Genomic DNA, 18,663 nt, shown 5'->3' with positions numbered 1-18,663 from the left:
CCCGGTGGCCGCCCGCGGAGGCCCCCTGTCCGTCCCCGTACGCAGTGGTTAGGCTTGGCCGCCGACGACCGACCAGGAGGAGCGGGGACGTGGCCGACAGCATCACCGAGGAGCGGCTCGCGGGCGGGATCAGGCCCGAGCTCGACCTGACACAGGCCGAATGGCAGTCGAGCAGCCAGGGGGTGGGCGAGGTCCAGATCGCCTTTGTCGAGGGCTATATCGCGATGCGCAACAGCCGCAGCCCGGATATCCCGGCGGTGATCTTCACCCCCGGCGAGTGGAATGCGTTCGTCCTCGGCGCGCGCGAGGGCGAATTCGACCTCACCTAGCCCGTGGGGCCTGTCCGACGGGTCAGGGTCGGACAGGCCCTGCCCGGCTCGCCTATGCGAGAACCACACACCCCCGCTCCCGCAGCGCCCGGACCGCCACCGCCCCGTCATGCACGGCGTTCCACCGCAGATCCAGCTTCTCCAGCGACGGCAACTCCGCGACCCACGACGGGAGTTCGGCGATCCGATTGCCGCGCAGGTCGACCCGGCGCAGCAGCGGGAGGGCGCGGAGCGCCTCGGGGACGCGGGGCAGCGCGTTGTCCCGTAGCTCCAGTTCGCGGAGCTCGTGCAGCGTCCCGACGCCCGCCGGGAGGTCCGTCAGGCGGTTGCCGCGCAGCCAGAGCTCCCGCAGCCGGCCGAGCCGTCCCACGGACGTGGGGAGGTGCCTCAACTCGGCGCCCTGAGCACGGAGTTCCACCAGCCCGGCCAGGTCGCCGAGCGTCTCCGGGAGGCGATCCAGCGGGTTCCCGCCGATGTTGAGATAGCCGAGCCGGTCCAGCCTGCCGAGGGCGTCCGGCAGTGCGGTGAGCCGGTTGTCGTGGAGGTAGAGACAGCGCGTCAGCCCGGCCAGATCGCCGATCTCGTCGGGCACCCGGGTCAGGGCGTTGTGGCCCAGATCCAGGGTGTGCAGGGCGCGGAGCCGGCCGATCGCGGGCGGGATCTCGGTCAGGTGGTTGTCGGCGAGGATCAGGACCTCCCAGTCCTCCCGCCCCCAGACCTCCTCGGGAACGCAACGCAGCCCGGCCTTCCAGAGGTTGAGGGTGGGAGGAGACGAAGGCGCGGGCGTCAGGGCCACCGCAGGCCCCTGGTCCGGCCGGCGCCGGTGCGGTGGCAGGACGCGGTGCACGGCTCCACCGGATCGTCCGGCGTGTCCACCGGATCGCATGGGGGCAGGCGGCCTCCGAAGACCGGGAGATCACGCAGCAGCTGCCGGCTGTCGGCCATCTCGCCCCCTCTGATCGACGGCAGTCGGCGACGCTAGCAGGAACGGTGAGGACCGCCGTCCGGCAGGTGGTGGATCTTGTCGTCACTCCGCGCCATGAAGGGCACGGCGGGCACGGCGGAGTCGCCGACGATCTTGCCGAGGGGGCCGGGCCGGCGCCGTAAAGTGGCGATCATGACGGGCGAGAGAGATCTGAGGGCGCTGCTGAGCGGTATGCGGCCCGAGCTCAACCAGGGACCCTATGTGTTCACGACCGTGCCCGGCGCCGTCCCCGAGGGGCTGACGCCGGTCGTCACCGTCGCCGAGCAGGAGGGCCGCACCCTCGTCGTCCGCCAGGAGGACGCCGACCGGGCGGGCCTGGCCTACGACTACGTCGCCGGCTGGATCACGCTGCGGGTGCATTCCGCGCTGGACGCCGTCGGACTGACCGCCGCCATCGCCACCGAACTCGCCGCCGCCGGCCTCAGCTGCAATGTCGTCGCCGGCTTTCACCACGACCATCTTTTCGTGCCGTACGACGCGGCGGACGAAGCGCTCCGCCGTCTCTCCGCGCTCGCCGCCAGCAGCTGATCGGCGCGGTACGGCGGGCCCCGCACCGCCCGGCCTCCCGGCCGGTACGCCGCGCGTGTCGCTCGCGCCGACGTCCGCGCCGCTCGTGCCCTCCGGCCACGTACGATGGCGGCATGTCCTTTCTCCGCCGCCGCAGCGCAGCCACGCCCGCCGGGCCTGACTTCGACGTCCTCGCCATGGACCCCGGTGACTGGCCGGGCAACCTCGGAGCCGGGCTGCTGCCCGCGCCCGACGGCAGCTGCCAGGGCGTTTTCCTCCGCTACGACCTGTTCGGCGGCCGCGGCCCCGCGATGATCATCGGCAATCTGCCGGAGGGCTCCCCGGCCCGCGAGCTCGACGAGGACCAGGTGCCCTTCGAGGTCGCCCAGCTCCTCGCGGCGCTCGGCAACGACGAGCCGGTGGTGGTCGTCGAGAGCGAGGACACCCCGGTGATGCACGAGGACAACCTGCTGATCGTCAAGCGCATCAAGTGCTCCGAGAGCCGGATCTCCTGCGCCCAGTTCGACCGCAGCGACGGTGTCCTGGTCACCATCGCCAGCTGGGACCGGCCGATCACCGACGATCTCTACGCCCTGCTCAAGCCGCTGCCCGCGGAACTCTTCCAGCAGGGCTGAGCGGCGCCCCGGAGCGGACATCCGCCGCGCGGACAGCTGCCGCGCGCACAGCCTCGCGCCCGGTGAACGGTCCTGCCGTCCACCGGGCGCGAGGCTGTCGTCATCCGGCCTGGGCACCTCCCGGCGCCGGCCGGCGGAGCTACCGGCCCGACGGCGGCACCTTCACATCGGCCGCCCGGACATAGCCCACCCGGTGCCCGACCTGGATCTCGTAGTAGACGTCCTCGCCGCGCACGATCGCATGCTGGCTGACGTCGAACGTCGGCGCGTAGAAGTACTCGCTCCGCTTGCGGTCCCCGACGGCGTACCGCTGACCGGCGGCCAGTTTGTACGGCAACGGGACGACGTCCTGGACCGGCACCCCCGCGGGGTACGCCTCCTTCTCCGGGTACGCCCGGCCGTAGACCGGGATCTCCGCCACACCGGGCTTCGGCGTGACGACCAGGCCCCTCGCGTTCACCGCCGTCGGCGCACGACGCGGGTTGTGGAACCACGCCCGCTGCCCGAGATACCAGATCGCCGTCCAGTCACCGGAGCGGCCCGCCACCGCGAACCGCTGGCCCGTCGTGGCACGCGCCCCGGTGTCGTTGACGCCGGTCGTCGAGTCCTTGCCGTCCGGATGCAGGCCGATGTCCTTCACCAGCGGGGCGTCCCCGCTCGGCCCGGTGTGCAGCCGGACCGCGGCCGAGCCGTGCGGCGCGCAGGGCTTGCCGGCCTTCTCGCAGTCGGTGTAGACGGGCTGGTTGCCGTCGTAGGAGGGGAGGATGGTGACCAGGCCGCCGCGCGGGCCCGCGGTGGGCGTGAACGGCCTGCCCAGCAGCTCGAAGTAGTGCGCCCAGTCCCAGTACGGGCCCGGGTCGGTGTGCATGCCCTTGACCGCGGTGGGCGTCATACCGGCCACGTTGTCGTGCCCCAGGATGTGCTGCCGGTCGAGCGGCACGTCGTACCGGTGGGCCAGATACCTCACCAGCCGGGCCGACGTACGGTACATCGCCTCCGTGTACCAGGCGTCCGGCGCGGCGAGGAAACCCTCGTGCTCGACGCCGATGGAGTGCGCGTTGATGTACCAGTTGCCCGCGTGCCAGCCGACGTCCTTGGTCGGCACATGCTGGGCGATCAGACCGTCCGAGGAGCGGATCGTGTAGTGCCAGGACACATACTTCGGGTCCTGGATCAGCCTCAGTGTCGTCTCCCACGAACCCTCGGTGTCATGGATGACGATCGAGTCCACGCGCTGGTCATAGGGCCGGTTCGCCAGGTCGTGATTGCCGTAGTCGTCGTCGCCGAACTCCTCGTACGGCGCCGGGACCGACTCGCAGGCGACGCTCCACGGGCACTCCAGACTGCCGTCGTCGCCCGACGCGGACGCCCGCGCCCGGGCGGGGGCCCGCCGGGCGAGCCGGTCCGCCTGGGCCTTGTCGGCGGCGAGCGAGGGCGCGGCGGCGAGGGTGACCCGCTGACCCGCGTCGGTCGTCCGGGTCTGGCCACGGCGCATCAGGTCGTACACCTCGTCGGCGAAGACCTTGCCGCTCCTGGCGTCGTCGGCGCCCGCATACCGCGCCACCGCCGCATACCACTCGGCCGGGTCGGCGCTCTCGCGCAGGCCCAGTTTCCGCTGCTCGGCGGCGAGCAGCGCCGCGCCGCCGAGCACATTCGCCGACGGGTCCGAGCGCAGCTTCTCCGCCGGCAGACCGGTCAGCTCGGCGGCCCTGGGCAAGGTCCGCAGCCGGGCGGGGAGTTCGGCGGGTACCGCAGCCCTGGCCCGGCCCTCCGGCGCGGTCTTCCGCGGGCGGGCGCTGTCGCCACGGGCGTCCTCGGTACCGTCGCTGAACTCCGGAACACCGGCCAGCGCCGCGCGGGCGTCCGTCAGATGCATCGGACCGTAACCACCGGAGACGCTGGGCGCGCCGCCGTGGGCGTCCCAGCGCGACTCCAGATACGAGACGCCCAGCAGCACACTGCGCGGCACATGGAACCGCGCGGCGGCGTCGGTGAAGGCGCGCTGCAGAGCCTCCGTACGGGGTGCTGCGGCCCCGGCCGACGGGGCGGCCGAGACCAGTGGCAGCAATAACACCGCCGCGGCGACGGCGGTGCCGGACCTGCGCAGGGCGGAGCGGGGGACTCTCTTGTCGTCTTCCGGGGCGGATCCTCGCAAAGCAGCCTCCTCGAGCCGGCCCGAGCCGGAGCGGTGTGACGGTTGGCGCACAAACGGCCGTGCGGGGCGGGACCCGAGACTAGAGCCCCTGTACGTTCAGCGCTATACGTTCGCCGACGATCCGTCAACCACCCCACACGGTCGGGATTTCGCATGTCAGGGCGTATCCCGAGGAGCTTTCCCGGTCCGGGCGCCTGGCCTGCGGGGCATCAGTGGAATGGACCAATGGCCGCGGCCCGGTGGCTCGCACATGGGTGAGCCGCACGCAGAGGTGAGCGGCACGTTCGGGTGAGCCGCACACACGGGTGAGCGGCGCGCCCGTATCGGTCGCGCCGCTCACAGTCCCCCTAGGGGGCGCCATCAAAGTGCCCGCCTGGCCTCCGGCTCGCCGTACCCGAGAACCTGACGGGCCTTTGACGACCCCCCTCGGCGGTCAGCGGGTGCCCACCGCCGCCCTCACCGCACGGCGCGCCATCTGGCAGTCGTCGTGCAGCCGGCGCAGGAGCAGCCGCTGCTCCTCGCCCGCCGCGGGCGCCCCGGGGTGTCCCGGCCCCTGGGTGCCCGTCGGCGCGGGTTCGCGCATGGTGCGCTGCACCGCGGTCTCGTAGCGCCGGATCTCGCGGGTCAGCACCAGCATCAGATTGACCAGGAACGCGTCCCGCGAGACGGGCCCGGCGGCCTGGGCGAGCTGGCTGATCTGCCGGCGGGCCACCGGGGCGTCACCGAGCACGGACCACAGCGTCGCCAGGTCGTACCCCGGCAGGTACCAGCCCGCGCTGTCCCAGTCCAGCAGCACCGGGCCCGCGGGGGACAGCAGCACGTTGTTCAGCAGTGCGTCACCGTGGCAGAACTGGCCCTGGGTGTGCGCCAGGCCGTGCAGCAGCTTCTGCAGGTCCCCCAGGTCACGGTCGGTGAGCAGCCCCAGGTCGTGATACCGGCCGATGCGGCCCGCGTAGTCCAGCGGGGCGTCGAACAGTCCGGCCGGCGGGCGCCAGAGGTTGATCCGGCAGATCGCACCGAGCGCGGCCCGTACGTCCGCGCGGGGCGGCGCCTCGGACGGATGCCGGGCCACCGCCGCGATCCTGCCGGGCATCCGCTCGACGACCAGCGTGCAGTTGTCGGGATCGGCCGCCACCAGCCGCGGCACCCGTACCGGCGGACGATGCCGGACGAACGCGCGGTAAGCAGCTATTTCCTGCCGGAACCGCTCGGACCACGCGGGGGAGTGGTCCAGTAAACACTTGGCGACCGCGGTCGTACGGCCCGTCGTGCCCACCAGGAGGACGGACCGGCCGGTGCGCCGCAGGACCTGGACCGGGTTGAACTCCGGGCAGATGCGGTGCACCGAGGCGACGGCGGCGCGTAGCTGGGCGCCCTGTGGGCCGGACAAGTCGAGTCTCCCGCTGAGCGGTTGGGTGCCCGTCCCCTGCGCCCGCCTCATACGGCCACCGGGAAGGCCGGTCACTCCCCCCGCGGAGGGGGAGGGGTCGAGATACGGCCCGCTCCCCGAGGGGTGCGGGCGGTACGGCCGGGTGGGGGCGGTCACGGCGGACGATGCTGCATACATGGGTGAGACAGATCCCTTCGTGCGCCGACGAGTTGCGTGCGCCCCCGGCCCGGCGGTGAGAACCCGGTGAACGGGCCCCGTGCAGGAGGCCGATCCAGGGTCCCCGTGAAGGGCGCGCACCCTGGGGAATGCGGTCCCGCCACCGGGCCGGGGGCTGCACATCTACAGAACACGCGGGCGCGGGTGGCAGACCATGTGGCGCACCCTGGCGAACCCTGGCGAATGCTCGCAGGCCCCGTCACGGGCCGTTACTGTCAACTCAGTCGAGGAACCTGGGGGCTTGACGTGGACAGGCAGCCGAACACCCGTCTCGCGGACCTTTTCGGCCTGGCCGGCTGGTCCAAGGGCGAGCTGGCGAGACTGGTCAACCGGCAGGCGGCGGCCATGGGGCATCCGCAGCTGGCGACCGACACCTCGCGAGTGCGGCGTTGGATCGATATGGGGGAGACCCCACGGGATCCGGTGCCCAAGGTCCTGGCTTCCCTGTTCACCGAGCGCCTCGGCCGTGTCGTAACCATCGAGGACCTCGGGTTCGCAAGGACAGGTCGCGCGGGGAAGCGGCAGGCCATGGACGGTCTGCCGTGGGCACCCGAGCGGACCGCCGCGGTCCTCACGGAATTCACGGGAATGGACCTCATGCTCAACCGACGCGGCTTGGTGGGTGCGGGCGCTGCGCTCGCCGCGGGCTCCGCACTCACTGGCGCCATGTACGACTGGCTGCACACCGAACCGGACCGGACCGTCCACTCGCTACGCCCCGACGACCAGTTCGCGGCCGACTCCTTCGACGAACTCGACCAGATCGGCCTCGACCGCTACGAGGCGGCCCCCGTGGGGTCGCAGGAGATCGACGCGCTGGAGCGCTCGGTCGAGGTCTTCCGCGCCTGGGACGCGGCCCGCGGCGGCGGGCTGCAGCGCAAGGCCGTGGTGGGACAGCTCAACGAGGTCGGCGGCATGCTCGCCTACCGTCATCCCGATCATCTGCAGCGCAGGCTGTGGGGGGTGGCGGCCAACCTGGCGGTGCTCGCCGGCTGGATGTCCCATGACGTGGGCCTGGAGCCCACCGCGCAGAAGTACTTCGTCATCGCCGCCCATGCGGCGCGTGAGGGCGGCGACCGGCCGCGGGCCGGCGAGGCGCTCTCCCGGGCCGCCCGCCAGATGGTCCATCTGGGCCGTCCCGACGAAGCGCTGGACCTGATGAAGCTGGCCAAGTCCGGCTCCGGGGAGGCGGCGTTGCCCCGTACCCGCGCCATGTTCCACACCATCGAGGCCTGGGCGCAGGCGTCGATGGGGCGCGGTCAGGCGACCCGGCGCACCCTCGGCGAGGCGGAGGAGCTGTTCGTTTCGGACAAGGGCGATGTGCCGCCGCCGAGTTGGATGCAGCTGTTCAACGAGGCGGATATGCACGGGATGGAGGGGCTGGTGTACCGCACCCTGGCGGAGCACGACCCTTCGGTCGCGCCCATCGCGGAGCAGCACGCCAAGAAGGCGCTGGCGCTGCGCGAGGACGGCCGGCAGCGTTCGCAGATCTTCGACCACATCTCGATCGCGTCGGCCTGCTTCATCGCGGACGACCCGGAACAGGCCGACCGTTACGCACGGTTGGCGCTGCTGTCCATCGGTGAGAACTCCTCCCACCGCACCTGGGACCGGCTGCGCGAGATGTACCGGCTCACCGGCCAGTACGCGAACTACGCCAAGATCCAGGACCTGCGGGAGGAGATCCAGCAGGTCCTGCCGAAGGCGAAGGCCAAGGGGCGGGGGCCGGGCCTGTCGGGGCCGGGTCTCGGCGGCAACCTCTCGGTCTGACCGGACCGAAGGCCCGAAGAGGGCTGACCGGTCCTACGTTCCCGGCAGCACAACCCCGGAACGACCCCGGCGCCCGCACCTACCCGTACATCTACCGGAAGACGTCAACGATCCCTTGCCCGACGGCAGTTGTCGCCAGGTCAGCTCTCGGCAGCTGTGCCTGCGTCAGCCGCCGACCCTGGCGACCAGTACGCATGCGTCGTCCTCGCGTTCGGTGCTGCCGAACTCCTCGACGACGATACGGACGCTGTCCTGCGCGCTGCGGGCCGCGGCGAACCGCGGTGCCAGTGCGAGGAGCCGCTCGGCTCCCTCATGGGCGGCGTCCGCGCCATGTGTACGGCGGGGTGCGAGTCCGTCGGTGTGCAGCACGAGCAGGTCGCCCGGCTGCAGTTGCTCGGTCCGCTGGTCGTAGGTCGCGCCGGCGGTCGCCCCGAGCAGTACGCCCTCGGGCGGGTCCAGTGCGCGCCCTGTGCCGTCGCGGAAGAGCAGGGGGGCGGGGTGTCCGGCCTGGGCCCACTCCAGTCGGCGGCTGGCCGGGTCGAAGCGGGCGCAGACGGCGCTGCCCAGCGCGGGCTGGGAGGCGGTGTCGAGCAGTTGGTTGAGGTAGCCCATCAGCGGTCCCGGGCGCTGTCCGGCGACGGCCATGCCGCGCAGTGCGCCGAGGACCATCGCCATGCCCGAGGTGGCGGTGACGCCGTGCCCGGTGAGGTCGCCGACGCTCAACAGCGTGTCGCCGTCCGGGAGTTGCAGTGCGTCGTACCAGTCGCCGCCGATCAGGGCGCTGGTGCCGGACGGGAGGTAGCGCCCGGCGAGGTCGAGGGCCACCGGGCCGCCCTGCGGGAACCGCAGGGAGCCGCGCCACGGCGGTAGCACGGCCTCCTGCAGCTCGACCGCCAGCCGGTGCTCGGTCTGCGCGATGTGCCGTTGGCGTTGCAGCGAGTCACGGGTCTCGCGCACCGCCCGCTGGCTGCGGCGCAGCTCGCTGACGTCCCGCAGCACGGCCCACATGCATGCGGTGCTGCCGTCGGCGTCGAGCACCGGCTCGCCCACCATGTGCACCGTGCGGACGCTGTGGTCGGTGCGCACGATGCGGAATTCGCCGTCGATCGGCTTACCGTCCACCAGGCAGTCGGTGACCATCCTGGTCAGCTGCTCCTGGTCGTCGGTGAGGATCAGGGACGGCAGTTCGTCGAGGGTCAGCGGTCCGTCGGCCGGGTCCCTGCCGAACATGGCGAACAGTTCGTCGGACCAGCTCACCTCGTCGGTGAGCAGATTCCACTCGGCGCTGCCCACCCGGCGCAGCAGCGCGCCGCGCTCGTGGGGCGCCGGGGCCGGCTCCGCTTCGGGCGGTGCGGCGGGCAGCTCGTCGTGCGGTTCCTCGTCCTCGACCGGGAGGCCCTCTCTCAGCTGGTCGAGGTGGCCGCCGAGGTCGTCGAGGTGGTGCACGGCGAGGTCGCAGAGGGCCCGCTGCCAGCGCAGCTGGGGGTCGGCGGCGGTCTCGGCGTGTACGGACGACTCCCGGCGCACGGCGTCGAGGCCACCGCGCAGGCGGCGGGCCTGCGTGATCAGTGCCTCGACCGTGCCGCGCTCGGGGGGCCGGTCGGCGGGATGGTCCGCGAAGAGAGGGGACGGCATGACGTACTCCGTGATCAGGCGGCGCGCCAGGGCCAGGTCTGAGAGAAGGGCCGGTTACGACTGTTGCACAGGCTGCGACCGTCCGTAAGGGATTTGGCATTACCCGATACGGTGGTGCAGCGGGCATATGCCAGTGGCTTCCTGGGGCATAGACACCGCCGACTCTGCGGAATATCGGATTCCAGGCTAGGCTGCGGCCGCCGTAAAGCTGCTGTTCCCGCGATCCCATGGTGGGAACGACGCATACGGTCCGCGGACACCGGCAAGAATGCCGGTCAGCGGAAATCCCGTTGCCAGCCCGTCCCCCGCACCGGATGCTGACCTCATGTTCGATCCAGACATAGCGCCCAGTGGCACCCTGCTCGGCCTCCTTCAGCGTGGCCGCGGCGACGGGACCCTGCATGCCCTCGCGGCGCCGCGGGCCGAGGCGCTCGCGGCACTCAACGACAGTGTGCTGCGTGACCCCCGCCGCGACTGGCAGGTGGAGAACCGCTCGCTCTACTACGCGCGCCTCTACATGCAGCTCGACGGCGGCCTCGAAGAGATCGAACGGCACCTCTTCCACCCCGACGACCGCATCGACACGGGCGAGGAGCGCACCGGCCTCGCCCTCGCCGTCCTCGGCCACCTCGCCGCGTACGGCAGGGACGCCGCGCGCCTCCTGCTGCGCAGCTACGCCGCTGTCGGCAGCAACTGGCGATGGGCCCTGGACGAGCTCGCGCTGCGTGACGACGACGCCGGGCTGATGACCCTCGCGCCCGCCGTCCTCGCCCGCTTCCCCGACACCGAGGAGGGCCGGGCCGAGCTCGCCGCCGCGGTCCGCGACGCCTTCGAGCCCCGGCCCTGGCGGCTGTGGGCCGAGGATCCCCGCTACGGCGTGCGGCTGGCCGCCGCCGGGGAGCAGGGCTCCTTCGACCGCTGGCAGCGGCAGCTGCGGCCGCGCGGGCCGCGCCCCGGCTGGAGCGTCACCGAGGTCCTGGAGTGGGCCGAGCAGGACCTCGACCTGCGCCCCGGGGAGCGCCGGCACATCGCCGCGGCGCGCTGCCTGGCCGCCGTGGTCGGTCCCGAGGACCGCCCCGAGGTGCTGCGGGCCGCGCGCAGCGGCCCGGACGCGGCACGCGCCGCGGCGCTGCACCACCTCGCCGAGCGCGGCGATCCCGACGTCCTCGATCTGATCGAGATCGCGGCCGTCGACCCCGTCTCCTCCGAGTCGCTGGTCTCCGCCGCGCTCGCCTCCTTCGAGCGGATGCGCAGCGTGGCCGCCGTCGAACGGTCCCGCGTCTGGGCCCGTCGCCAGGACCGGCTGGGCGCGTCCGCCGCCGCGATGCTCGCCCGCCGCGGCGCGAAACGCGACACCGAGCTGGTGCTGGCCGCGCTGCGCCGGACCGTCCGCGAGGCGGGCCCGGACGCGGACGCCCTCTGGGAGCTGGTCGACGGCGCCGGGCGCCTCGGCGTCGGCTGCGCCGCCCCGGTTTTGCGTCATATCTACCGTGAGACCTCCTCCTCCCACCTCCGGGGCCGGGCGGCCGGCGCGCTCGCCGTCACCGATCCCGGGTTCGCGGCCGGCTTCGCCGTCGAGTGCCTGTGGGACTGCGAGGAGACCACCCGCGAGCTGGCCGCCCGGCACGCCGCGACCGGCGACGACCGGGTCGTCGAGCAGCTCCGGCGGCTCGCCGCGGACCCGGCGGAGGAGGCCGAGGTCCAGACGGCCGTACGCAGCCGGTTCGGGCCCGACGCCTCGGCGGTGTGACGGCGGGGCCGCGGCCCCGCACCGCCCGCGTGCAACCGGAACGCTCATGGGACGTTTCCCGGCTGGAAAGATCCCCTTGGCTCCCTCCACGCACGGTGCGCCGACAACAGCGGTATGCGTGTCGTCATCGTCACCGAATCCTTCCCGCCAGATGTCAACGGCGTCGCCCACTGCGCCCTGGAGACCGCCCGGCACCTCGTCCGGCGCGGCCACGATCCGCTCGTCATCGCCCCGCTCGGCGGCTATGAGCCGGCCGGCGGAACGTACGAGAGTCCCTGCCCCGTCGTCCGAGTGCCGTCGGTGCCGCTGCCCGGGTATCCGCAGGTGCGGATCGCGCTGCCCGGACGCAAGCTGTCCGCGGCGCTCGACGGGCACCGTCCCGACCTGGTGCACCTCGCCAGCCCCTTCGTCCTCGGCGCGCGGGGGATGGCGGCCGCGGCCCGGCGGCGGGTGCCCGCGATCGCCGTCTACCAGACCGATCTGGGCCGCTACGCCCGCACCTACCTCGGGGGCGGCGGCGCGACGGCCTGGCGCCGCATACGGGCCGTGCACGCCGCCGCCGCCCGCACCCTCGCACCGTCCAGTGCCGCGCTGCTCGACCTGACCGAGCACGGTGTGCCACGGGTGCGCCTGTGGCCGCGCGGCGTCGACTCCGAGCGCTTCCACCCCGGGCGGCGTGACACGGTGCTGCGCACCTCGCTGCTCGCGGGCCGGGAGCTGCTGGTGGGGTACGTGGGGCGGCTGGCTCCGGAGAAGGACGTCCGGCTGCTCGCCGAGACCTCGCGGCTGCCGGGCGTCCGCACCGTCGTCATCGGCGACGGCCCCAGCGCCGCCGGACTGCGGGCCGGCCTGCCGCAGGTGCGCTTCCTGGGCCGCCGCACCGGCGATGAACTCGCCCGCCTCTACGCGTCACTGGACGTGTTCGTCCATACCGGCCCGTATGAGACCTTCTGTCAGACCGTGCAGGAGGCGATGGCCTCCGGTGTGCCGGTGGTCGCGCCGCGCGCGGGCGGTCCGGTCGACCTGGTGGACCACGGCCGTACCGGGCTGCTGGTGACGCCCGGCGACGGCGGCGCGTTCCGGGACGCGGTGCGGTTCCTCGCGGGCAGCGCCGAGCTCCGCGCCCGGTACGGCGCCGCGGGCCGCCGCGCCGTGGAGGACCGCACCTGGGAGGCCGTGGGCGACCAGCTGCTCGGGCACTACGAGGACGTGCTCGGCGACCGGACGGCGGTGGCGGCATGACGGCACGCGGGGAGGTCGTGGCGGAGCTCCGGACGGCGCCGCGCCAGGAAACCGGGCTGCGGATCGTACGGATCGCCAACTTCGTCACCCCGGCCTCCGGCGGGCTGCGCACCGCACTGCGCGAGCTCGGCGCCGGCTACCGGGCGGCGGGGCACGAGCCGGTGCTCATCGTGCCGGGCGAGCCGGGGAAGGACCAGGCCGGTGGCGCGTCCGGCCTCGGTGTGCGGGATGAACTCACCGACCAGGGGCGGGTGATCACCCTGCCGGGGCCGGTGCTGCCCGGTACCGGCGGCTATCGCGTGCTGGCCGACCGCCGCCGGCTGCACCATCTGCTGCGGGCGCTGGCTCCCGACCGGCTGGAGGTCTCCGACCGTACGACGCTGCGCTGGACGGGGGAGTGGGCGCGCCGGGCCCGGGTCCCGGCGGTGATGGTGTCGCACGAGAGCGTCGACGGGGTGCTGCGGACCTGGGGCGTGCCGCGGCCGGTCGCCCGCGCCGCCGCGGACCGGCTGAACTCCCGTACGGCGCACGCCTACAGCCGGGTGGTGTGCACCACCGAGTGGGCGGCGGCGGAGTTCACCCGGGTCGGGGCGCGCAACGTGGTGCGGGCGCCGCTCGGCGTCGACCTCGCCGCCTGGCACCCGGGCTGCCGCAGCGAGGAGCTGCGGCGGCGGTGCGCGGCACGGGCATCGGTGCTGATGCTGCTCTGCTCCCGGTTGTCGCCGGAGAAGCGGCCGGGCCGCGCGCTGGACGCGCTGGCCGAGCTGCGCCGGCGCGGTGTCGACGCGGCGCTGGTGGTGGCGGGTGACGGGCCGCTCCGGGCGCGGCTGGAGGCGCGGGCACGGGCCGAGCGGCTGCCCGCGGCGTTCCTCGGGCATGTCGCCGACCGCTCCCGGCTCGCCGCGCTCCAGGCCAGCGCCGATCTGTGCCTGGCACCGGGGCCGGCCGAGACGTTCGGCCTCGCCGCTCTGGAGGCGCTGGCCTGCGGCACGCCGGTGGTCGCCAGCGCGGCCTCGGCGCTCGCCGGTCTGGTCGGGCGCGGCGGTGACACGGCCCTGGACGACGGCTCCTCCTTCGCCGACGCGGTCCAGCGGGTCCTGTCCCGGCCCGAGCGGCCGCGCCGGGACGCCGCCCGCCGCCGTGCCGAGGGCTACGGCTGGCGGCCCGCCGTCGAGGCGTTTCTCGCCGCGCATGACGCGCACGGGCCGACGGACGAGCCGGCCGGTGCGCCGGTGCCGTCGTATCCGACGAGCCCGCGGGGCGGGTGGTGAGGATGGGGACGCAGGAGGCAGGAGGGAGTACCGAACCGTCGACCGCGGAGGGCATGGAGGGCTCGGAGGGCACGGTTGGGCCCCACCCCACCGATTCACCGGCCCCGGAGGGCAAGGCAAGGCCCCACCCCACCGATCCACAGGCCCCGCCCTGCTTCGTAGCGCTCGGTGATTCGCTCACCGAGGGGCTGGGCGACCCGCTGCCGGGCGGCGGCTGGCGGGGCTGGGCGGCGCTGCTCGCGGACGCGCTGGGGGAGCGGCCGGGCGGCGTACGGCTGGTGAATCTGGCCGAGAGCGGGGCGCTGGCCGGTGATGTGGCGGAGCGGCAGCTGCCCGCGGCGCGGCGGCTCGCGCCGCGCTTCGTGTCGCTCGTGGTCGGCGCGAACGACACGCTGCGCGCCGCCTTCGACATCGCGAAGGTCGCGGCCGCGCTCGATCTGGCGCATGGCGCGCTGAGCGCCGACGGTGCCGTGGTGCTGACGGCGTGTCTGCCGGACCCGGGCCGGATGCTGGGGCTGCCCGCACCGCTCGCCCGGCCGCTCGCCCGCCGGATGCGGGCCGTGAACGCCGTCGTGCACGCGGTGTCCGACCGCTACGGGGGCGTGCATCTGCATATCGCCGACCACCGGTGGGTCACCGACCGTGACTCCTGGAGCGTGGACCGGCTGCACCCCAGTGAGCGCGGCCACCGGCTGCTGGCGCACGCCTTCCACACCGCGCTCGCCGGCACCGGCGTGCCCGTCGGACCGCCGCCCGCGCTCACCCTCGACGGACCGCCGCCGACCCGCGCCGGGTCCGCCTGGTGGATGGCGACCCGCGGCACCCGCTGGGTCGCCGACCGGTGCACCGACCTGCTGCCCGGTCTGCTGGCCCTGGCCTGGCAGGAGTGCCGGCACGGCCTGGCCGGCTCCGGACGGCTGCTGGACGCGGCGGCCGAGCGTACGACCCGCGCCGCGCTCGCCGCCCTGGGCCCGGCACGCGCCGGCTCACCCGTACAGGGCCCAGGGTCGAAGGGCGCTGCGACAATGGCCGGATGACGGGACGCTGGGAGTTCTGGATCGATCGCGGGGGCACCTTCACGGACGTCGTCGGCAGACGGCCGGACGGGCGGCTGGTCACCGGCAAGCTGCTCTCGCACCATCCCGAGCGCTACCGGGACGCCGCGGTGGCCGGCATCCGGATGATGCTGGGGCTCGGCCCCGACGAACCGGTGCCCGCCGAGCGGGTCTCCTTCGTGAAGATGGGGACGACGGTCGCCACCAACGCCCTGCTCGAACGCAAGGGCGAGCCGACCGTGCTGCTCATCACCGAAGGATTCCGCGACGCGCTGCGGATCGCGTACCAGAACCGGCCGCGGATCTTCGACCGGCGGATCCTGCTGCCGGAGGCGTTGTACGAGCGGGTCGTCGAGGTCCCGGAGCGGGTCGGCGCGGACGGCACGGTCGTCCGGCCGCTGGACGCCGACAAGGTCCGCCGGGCCCTGGTCCGGGCGCGTGCGGACGGGCTGCGCAGCGCGGCCGTCGTGCTGCTGCACGGCTACCGGCACACCGCGCACGAGAAGGCCGTCGCCGAACTGGCCCGTGCCGCCGGCTTCCCGCAGGTGAGCTGTTCGCACGAGGTCAGCCCGCTGATGAAGCTGGTGCCGCGCGGGGACACCACCGTCGTCGACGCGTATCTCTCCCCGATCCTGGGCCGCTATGTCGACGAGATCGCGGCCGAACTCCCGGGCATCCGGCTGATGTTCATGCAGTCCAATGGGGGGCTGCGGGAGGCCACGCACTTCCGCGGCAAGGACGCGGTGCTGTCCGGGCCCGCGGGCGGCGTCGTCGGCATGGTCCGTACGGCCGCCGAGGCCGGCGACCACGACCGGGTGATCGGCTTCGACATGGGCGGCACCTCCACGGACGTGTCGCACTACGCGGGCGAGTTCGAGCGGGTCTTCGGCAGCGAGGTCGCCGGCGTACGGATGCGCACCCCGATGATGAACATCCACACCGTCGCGGCGGGCGGCGGGTCCGTGCTGCACTTCGACGGGCGCCGCTACCGCGTCGGCCCCGACTCGGCCGGCGCGGACCCGGGCCCGGCCTGCTACCGGCGCGGCGGACCGCTGGCCGTCACCGACGCCAACGTGATGCTCGGCCGTATCCAGCCCGACCACTTCCCCGCGGTGTTCGGGCCGGACGGCGACCAGCCGCTGGACGCCGGCACCGTACGGACCCGCTTCGCGGAGCTCGCCGAGCGGATCGCCGCGGAGACCGGCGACGACCGCGGCCCGGAGGACGTCGCCGCCGGATTCCTGGACATCGCCGTGCTCAACATGGCCAACGCGGTCAAGAGGATCTCCGTCCAGCGCGGCCATGACATCACCCGCTACGCGCTCACCAGCTTCGGCGGCGCCGGCGGCCAGCACGCCTGCGCGGTCGCCGACGCCCTGGGCATCGACACGGTCCTCGTCCCGCCGCTGGCCGGCGTGCTCTCCGCGTACGGCATCGGCGTCGCCGACGCCACCGCGATGCGCGAACAGGCCGTCGAGGCGGAGTTCGCGGAGGCCGGGGCCATCGGCCGGGTCCGGGAGGTCTGCGACGCGCTCGCCGAGCAGACTCGGCGGGAACTCCTCGACGACGGGGTGCCGGACGAGTCGATCACCACCCGCGCCCGGGTGCTGATCCGCTACGCCGGGACGGACTCCACCATCGGCGTCCCGCTGGCCGACGCCGACACCATGACCGCCGAGTTCGTCCGGGCACACCGCGCCCGCTACGCCTTCACCATGGACAAGCCGCTGGTGGCGGAGGCGGTATCGGTCGAGGCGCTCGGCGCGGCCGGTGGCGCCTCCGGGTACCAGGCCCCGTCCGCCGACAGGGAAGGGGAGTTGCGGCCCGCCGCCACGGTCCGGATGTACGCGCAGGGGCACTGGCAGGACACCGCCCTCTACCGGCGCACCGAGCTGCGCCCCGGGGACGTCCTCACCGCCCCGGCGATCATCGCCGAGGACGACGCGACGACGGTCCTCGACCCGGGCTGGCAGGCGGCCGTGGGCGAGCGCGGTCACCTCCTGCTGACCCGGGCCGAGCCGCGTGCCGGGCGGGTCGCGGTCGGCACCGAGGCCGACCCGGTGATGCTGGAGGTCTTCAACAGCCTCTTCATGGCCGTCGCCGAGCAGATGGGCGTCCGCCTGGAGAACACCGCGCACTCCGTCAACATCAAGGAACGCCTCGACTTCTCCTGTGCGCTCTTCGACTCCGAGGGCAACCTCATCGCCAACGCCCCCCACATCCCCGTGCACCTGGGCTCGATGGGGGAGTCCATCAAGGAGGTGCTCAAGCGGCGCGGCGACGACATGCGGCCGGGCGACGTGTACGCCATCAACGACCCGTACCACGGGGGGACACACCTCCCGGACGTCACCGTCGTCACCCCCGTTTTCGACGAGACACCGGCGGCCGACGCGGCGGGCGACGAGCGCCACGAGCTGCTCTTCCTGGTGGCTTCCCGCGGCCATCACGCCGAGATCGGCGGCATCACCCCCGGCTCGATGCCCGCCTTCAGCAGCACCATCCAGGACGAGGGCATCCTCCTCGACAACTGGCTGCTGGTGCGCGACGGCCGGCTGCGCGAGCGCGAGACCCGCGAACTGCTGGCCTCGGGCCCGTATCCGTCCCGTGCGCCGGACGCCAACATCGCCGATCTGCGGGCCCAGATCGCCGCCAACGAGAAGGGCATCCACGAACTGCGGCGGATGACCGAGCAGTTCGGGCTGGATGTCGTACGGGCCTACATGGGGCACGTACAGGACAACGCCGAGGAATCGGTGCGGCGGATCATCGCGGACCTGTCCGACGGCAGCTGCCGCTACGAGACCGACAGCGGGGCGGAGATCCATGTCGCCCTGACCGTCGACCACGCCGCCCGCGGCGCCGTACTGGACTTCGCCGGCACCTCGCCCCAGCAGCCCGGCAACGCCAACGCGCCCAGCTCGGTGGTGATGGCGGCGGTTTTGTACGTGTTCCGCACCCTGGTCGCCGAGGACATCCCGCTCAACAGCGGCTGCCTCAAGCCCGTCGACGTCCGTATCCCGGAGGGCTCGATGCTCGCGCCGGTCTTCCCGGCGGCCACCGTCGCGGGCAACGTGGAGACCTCGCAGGCGGTCACCGGCGCGCTGTACGCCGCGCTGGGCGTCCAGGCCGAGGGCTCGGGCACCATGAACAACGTCACCTTCGGCAACGACCGGGTGCAGTACTACGAGACCGTGGCCGGCGGCTCCGGCGCGGGCGACGGCTTCGACGGCGCGGACGCCGTACAGACCCATATGACCAACTCCCGGCTGACCGATCCCGAAGTGCTGGAATGGCGCTACCCGGTCCGCGTCGACAGCTTCGCCATCCGTGACGGCAGCGGCGGCACCGGCCGCTGGCACGGCGGCTGCGGCGCCGAACGCCGGCTGCGCTTCCTGGAGCCGATGACCATCGCCCTGCTCACCAACCACCGCAGGGTCCCGCCGTACGGCATGGCGGGCGGCGCACCGGGCACGCTCGGCGCCAACTTCATCGACCGGGCGGACGGTTCCCGTGAGGAGCTCAAGGGCTGCGACGCGGCGGAGGCCGGTGTGGACGATGTGCTGGTGATCCGGACGCCCGGGGGCGGGGGGTACGGGGAGGCGTGAGCGGGGCCGGGAGCGTCCCGGCGGCGGGTGCGCCGTAGAATGACGCGCCGGCCGGCGAGCGGGGCCACGACTCCACGACCGGCGCCACCAGCAGGGCCGTCCCCCGGCGGGTCCG

The 18,663-nt window shown here is 73.5% G+C and carries 14 protein-coding genes; 9 read left to right on the top strand and 5 right to left on the bottom strand.

All coding sequences use genetic code 11. The annotated features are described in order from the left end of the window. The first annotated feature begins 89 nt into the window (after positions 1–89). The gene (locus FCH28_RS30825; RefSeq protein WP_136743482.1) at positions 90–329 is read left to right on the top strand and encodes a DUF397 domain-containing protein; all 240 of its coding nucleotides are present in this window, start codon (positions 90–92) and stop codon (positions 327–329) included. Positions 330–381: 52 nt separating this feature from the next. On the opposite strand, the gene FCH28_RS30820 is transcribed toward FCH28_RS30825, so the two are convergent. Further along, entirely contained in the window at positions 382–1,125 is a 744-nt protein-coding gene (locus FCH28_RS30820; protein WP_425472036.1) for a leucine-rich repeat domain-containing protein, read from the bottom strand. A gap of 182 nt (positions 1,126–1,307) precedes the next feature. After that, positions 1,308–1,448, bottom strand: coding sequence for a hypothetical protein (locus FCH28_RS38360; protein WP_169314297.1), 141 nt, complete (start codon positions 1,446–1,448; stop codon positions 1,308–1,310). On the opposite strand from FCH28_RS38360, the gene FCH28_RS30810 reads away from it, so the two are divergent. Next, positions 1,447–1,842 carry an ACT domain-containing protein gene (locus FCH28_RS30810; RefSeq protein WP_136743480.1) on the top strand — a complete coding sequence of 132 codons (396 nt, stop codon included), beginning with the start codon at positions 1,447–1,449 and terminating at the stop codon, positions 1,840–1,842. The two genes, FCH28_RS38360 and FCH28_RS30810, sit on opposite strands and share 2 nt — an antisense overlap. A gap of 113 nt (positions 1,843–1,955) precedes the next feature. Then, positions 1,956–2,456 (top strand): hypothetical protein, encoded by a 501-nt coding sequence (locus tag FCH28_RS30805; protein WP_136743479.1) that lies wholly within the window; start codon positions 1,956–1,958, stop codon positions 2,454–2,456. A gap of 139 nt (positions 2,457–2,595) precedes the next feature. Here the strand turns inward: FCH28_RS30805 and FCH28_RS30800 are convergent, their stop codons facing one another. Both FCH28_RS30800 and FCH28_RS30795 read right to left on the bottom strand, forming a co-directional pair. Then, a complete protein-coding gene (locus FCH28_RS30800) occupies positions 2,596–4,611 on the bottom strand; it encodes an N-acetylmuramoyl-L-alanine amidase (protein ID WP_136743478.1) in 2,016 nt (671 codons plus the stop codon). A gap of 433 nt (positions 4,612–5,044) precedes the next feature. Further along, entirely contained in the window at positions 5,045–6,178 is a 1,134-nt protein-coding gene (locus tag FCH28_RS30795) for an aminoglycoside phosphotransferase family protein (protein WP_136743477.1), read from the bottom strand. A 285-nt stretch (positions 6,179–6,463) separates the two neighbouring features. Here FCH28_RS30795 and FCH28_RS30790 point away from each other — a divergent pair, with 285 nt between their 5' ends. Further along, on the top strand, positions 6,464–7,987 hold the full coding sequence (locus FCH28_RS30790; protein WP_136743476.1) for a DNA-binding protein NsdB: 1,524 nt from the start codon (positions 6,464–6,466) through the stop codon (positions 7,985–7,987). Positions 7,988–8,152: 165 nt separating this feature from the next. On the opposite strand, the gene FCH28_RS30785 is transcribed toward FCH28_RS30790, so the two are convergent. Next, positions 8,153–9,622: a PP2C family protein-serine/threonine phosphatase gene (locus FCH28_RS30785; RefSeq protein ID WP_136743475.1), complete on the bottom strand. Its 1,470-nt coding sequence runs from the start codon at positions 9,620–9,622 to the stop codon at positions 8,153–8,155. A gap of 325 nt (positions 9,623–9,947) precedes the next feature. On the opposite strand from FCH28_RS30785, the gene FCH28_RS30780 reads away from it, so the two are divergent. The 5 genes from FCH28_RS30780 to FCH28_RS30760 all read left to right on the top strand — a co-directional run bounded on the left by FCH28_RS30780 (position 9,948) and on the right by FCH28_RS30760 (position 18,548). Continuing rightward, on the top strand, positions 9,948–11,372 hold the full coding sequence (locus FCH28_RS30780; RefSeq protein WP_136743474.1) for a HEAT repeat domain-containing protein: 1,425 nt from the start codon (positions 9,948–9,950) through the stop codon (positions 11,370–11,372). A gap of 114 nt (positions 11,373–11,486) precedes the next feature. Continuing rightward, a complete protein-coding gene (locus FCH28_RS30775) occupies positions 11,487–12,614 on the top strand; it encodes a glycosyltransferase family 4 protein (RefSeq protein ID WP_136743473.1) in 1,128 nt (375 codons plus the stop codon). Beyond that, complete coding sequence (locus FCH28_RS30770) at positions 12,611–13,885, top strand: glycosyltransferase (protein WP_136743472.1); 1,275 nt, start codon at positions 12,611–12,613, stop codon at positions 13,883–13,885. Before FCH28_RS30775 ends, FCH28_RS30770 begins: the two co-directional genes overlap by 4 nt. A 2-nt stretch (positions 13,886–13,887) precedes the next feature. Continuing rightward, entirely contained in the window at positions 13,888–14,922 is a 1,035-nt protein-coding gene (locus FCH28_RS30765; protein ID WP_246103399.1) for an SGNH/GDSL hydrolase family protein, read from the top strand. After that, on the top strand, positions 14,919–18,548 hold the full coding sequence (locus tag FCH28_RS30760; RefSeq protein ID WP_136743471.1) for a hydantoinase B/oxoprolinase family protein: 3,630 nt from the start codon (positions 14,919–14,921) through the stop codon (positions 18,546–18,548). The genes FCH28_RS30765 and FCH28_RS30760 overlap by 4 nt, the downstream gene beginning before the upstream one ends. Positions 18,549–18,663: the final 115 nt, after the last annotated feature.

The organism is Streptomyces piniterrae, from assembly GCF_005048155.1.
Taxonomy (GTDB): Bacteria; Actinomycetota; Actinomycetes; order Streptomycetales; family Streptomycetaceae; genus Streptomyces; species Streptomyces piniterrae.
Note: the sequence above shows the minus strand (reverse complement) of the source record. Positions and strands in the feature narration are given on the sequence as shown.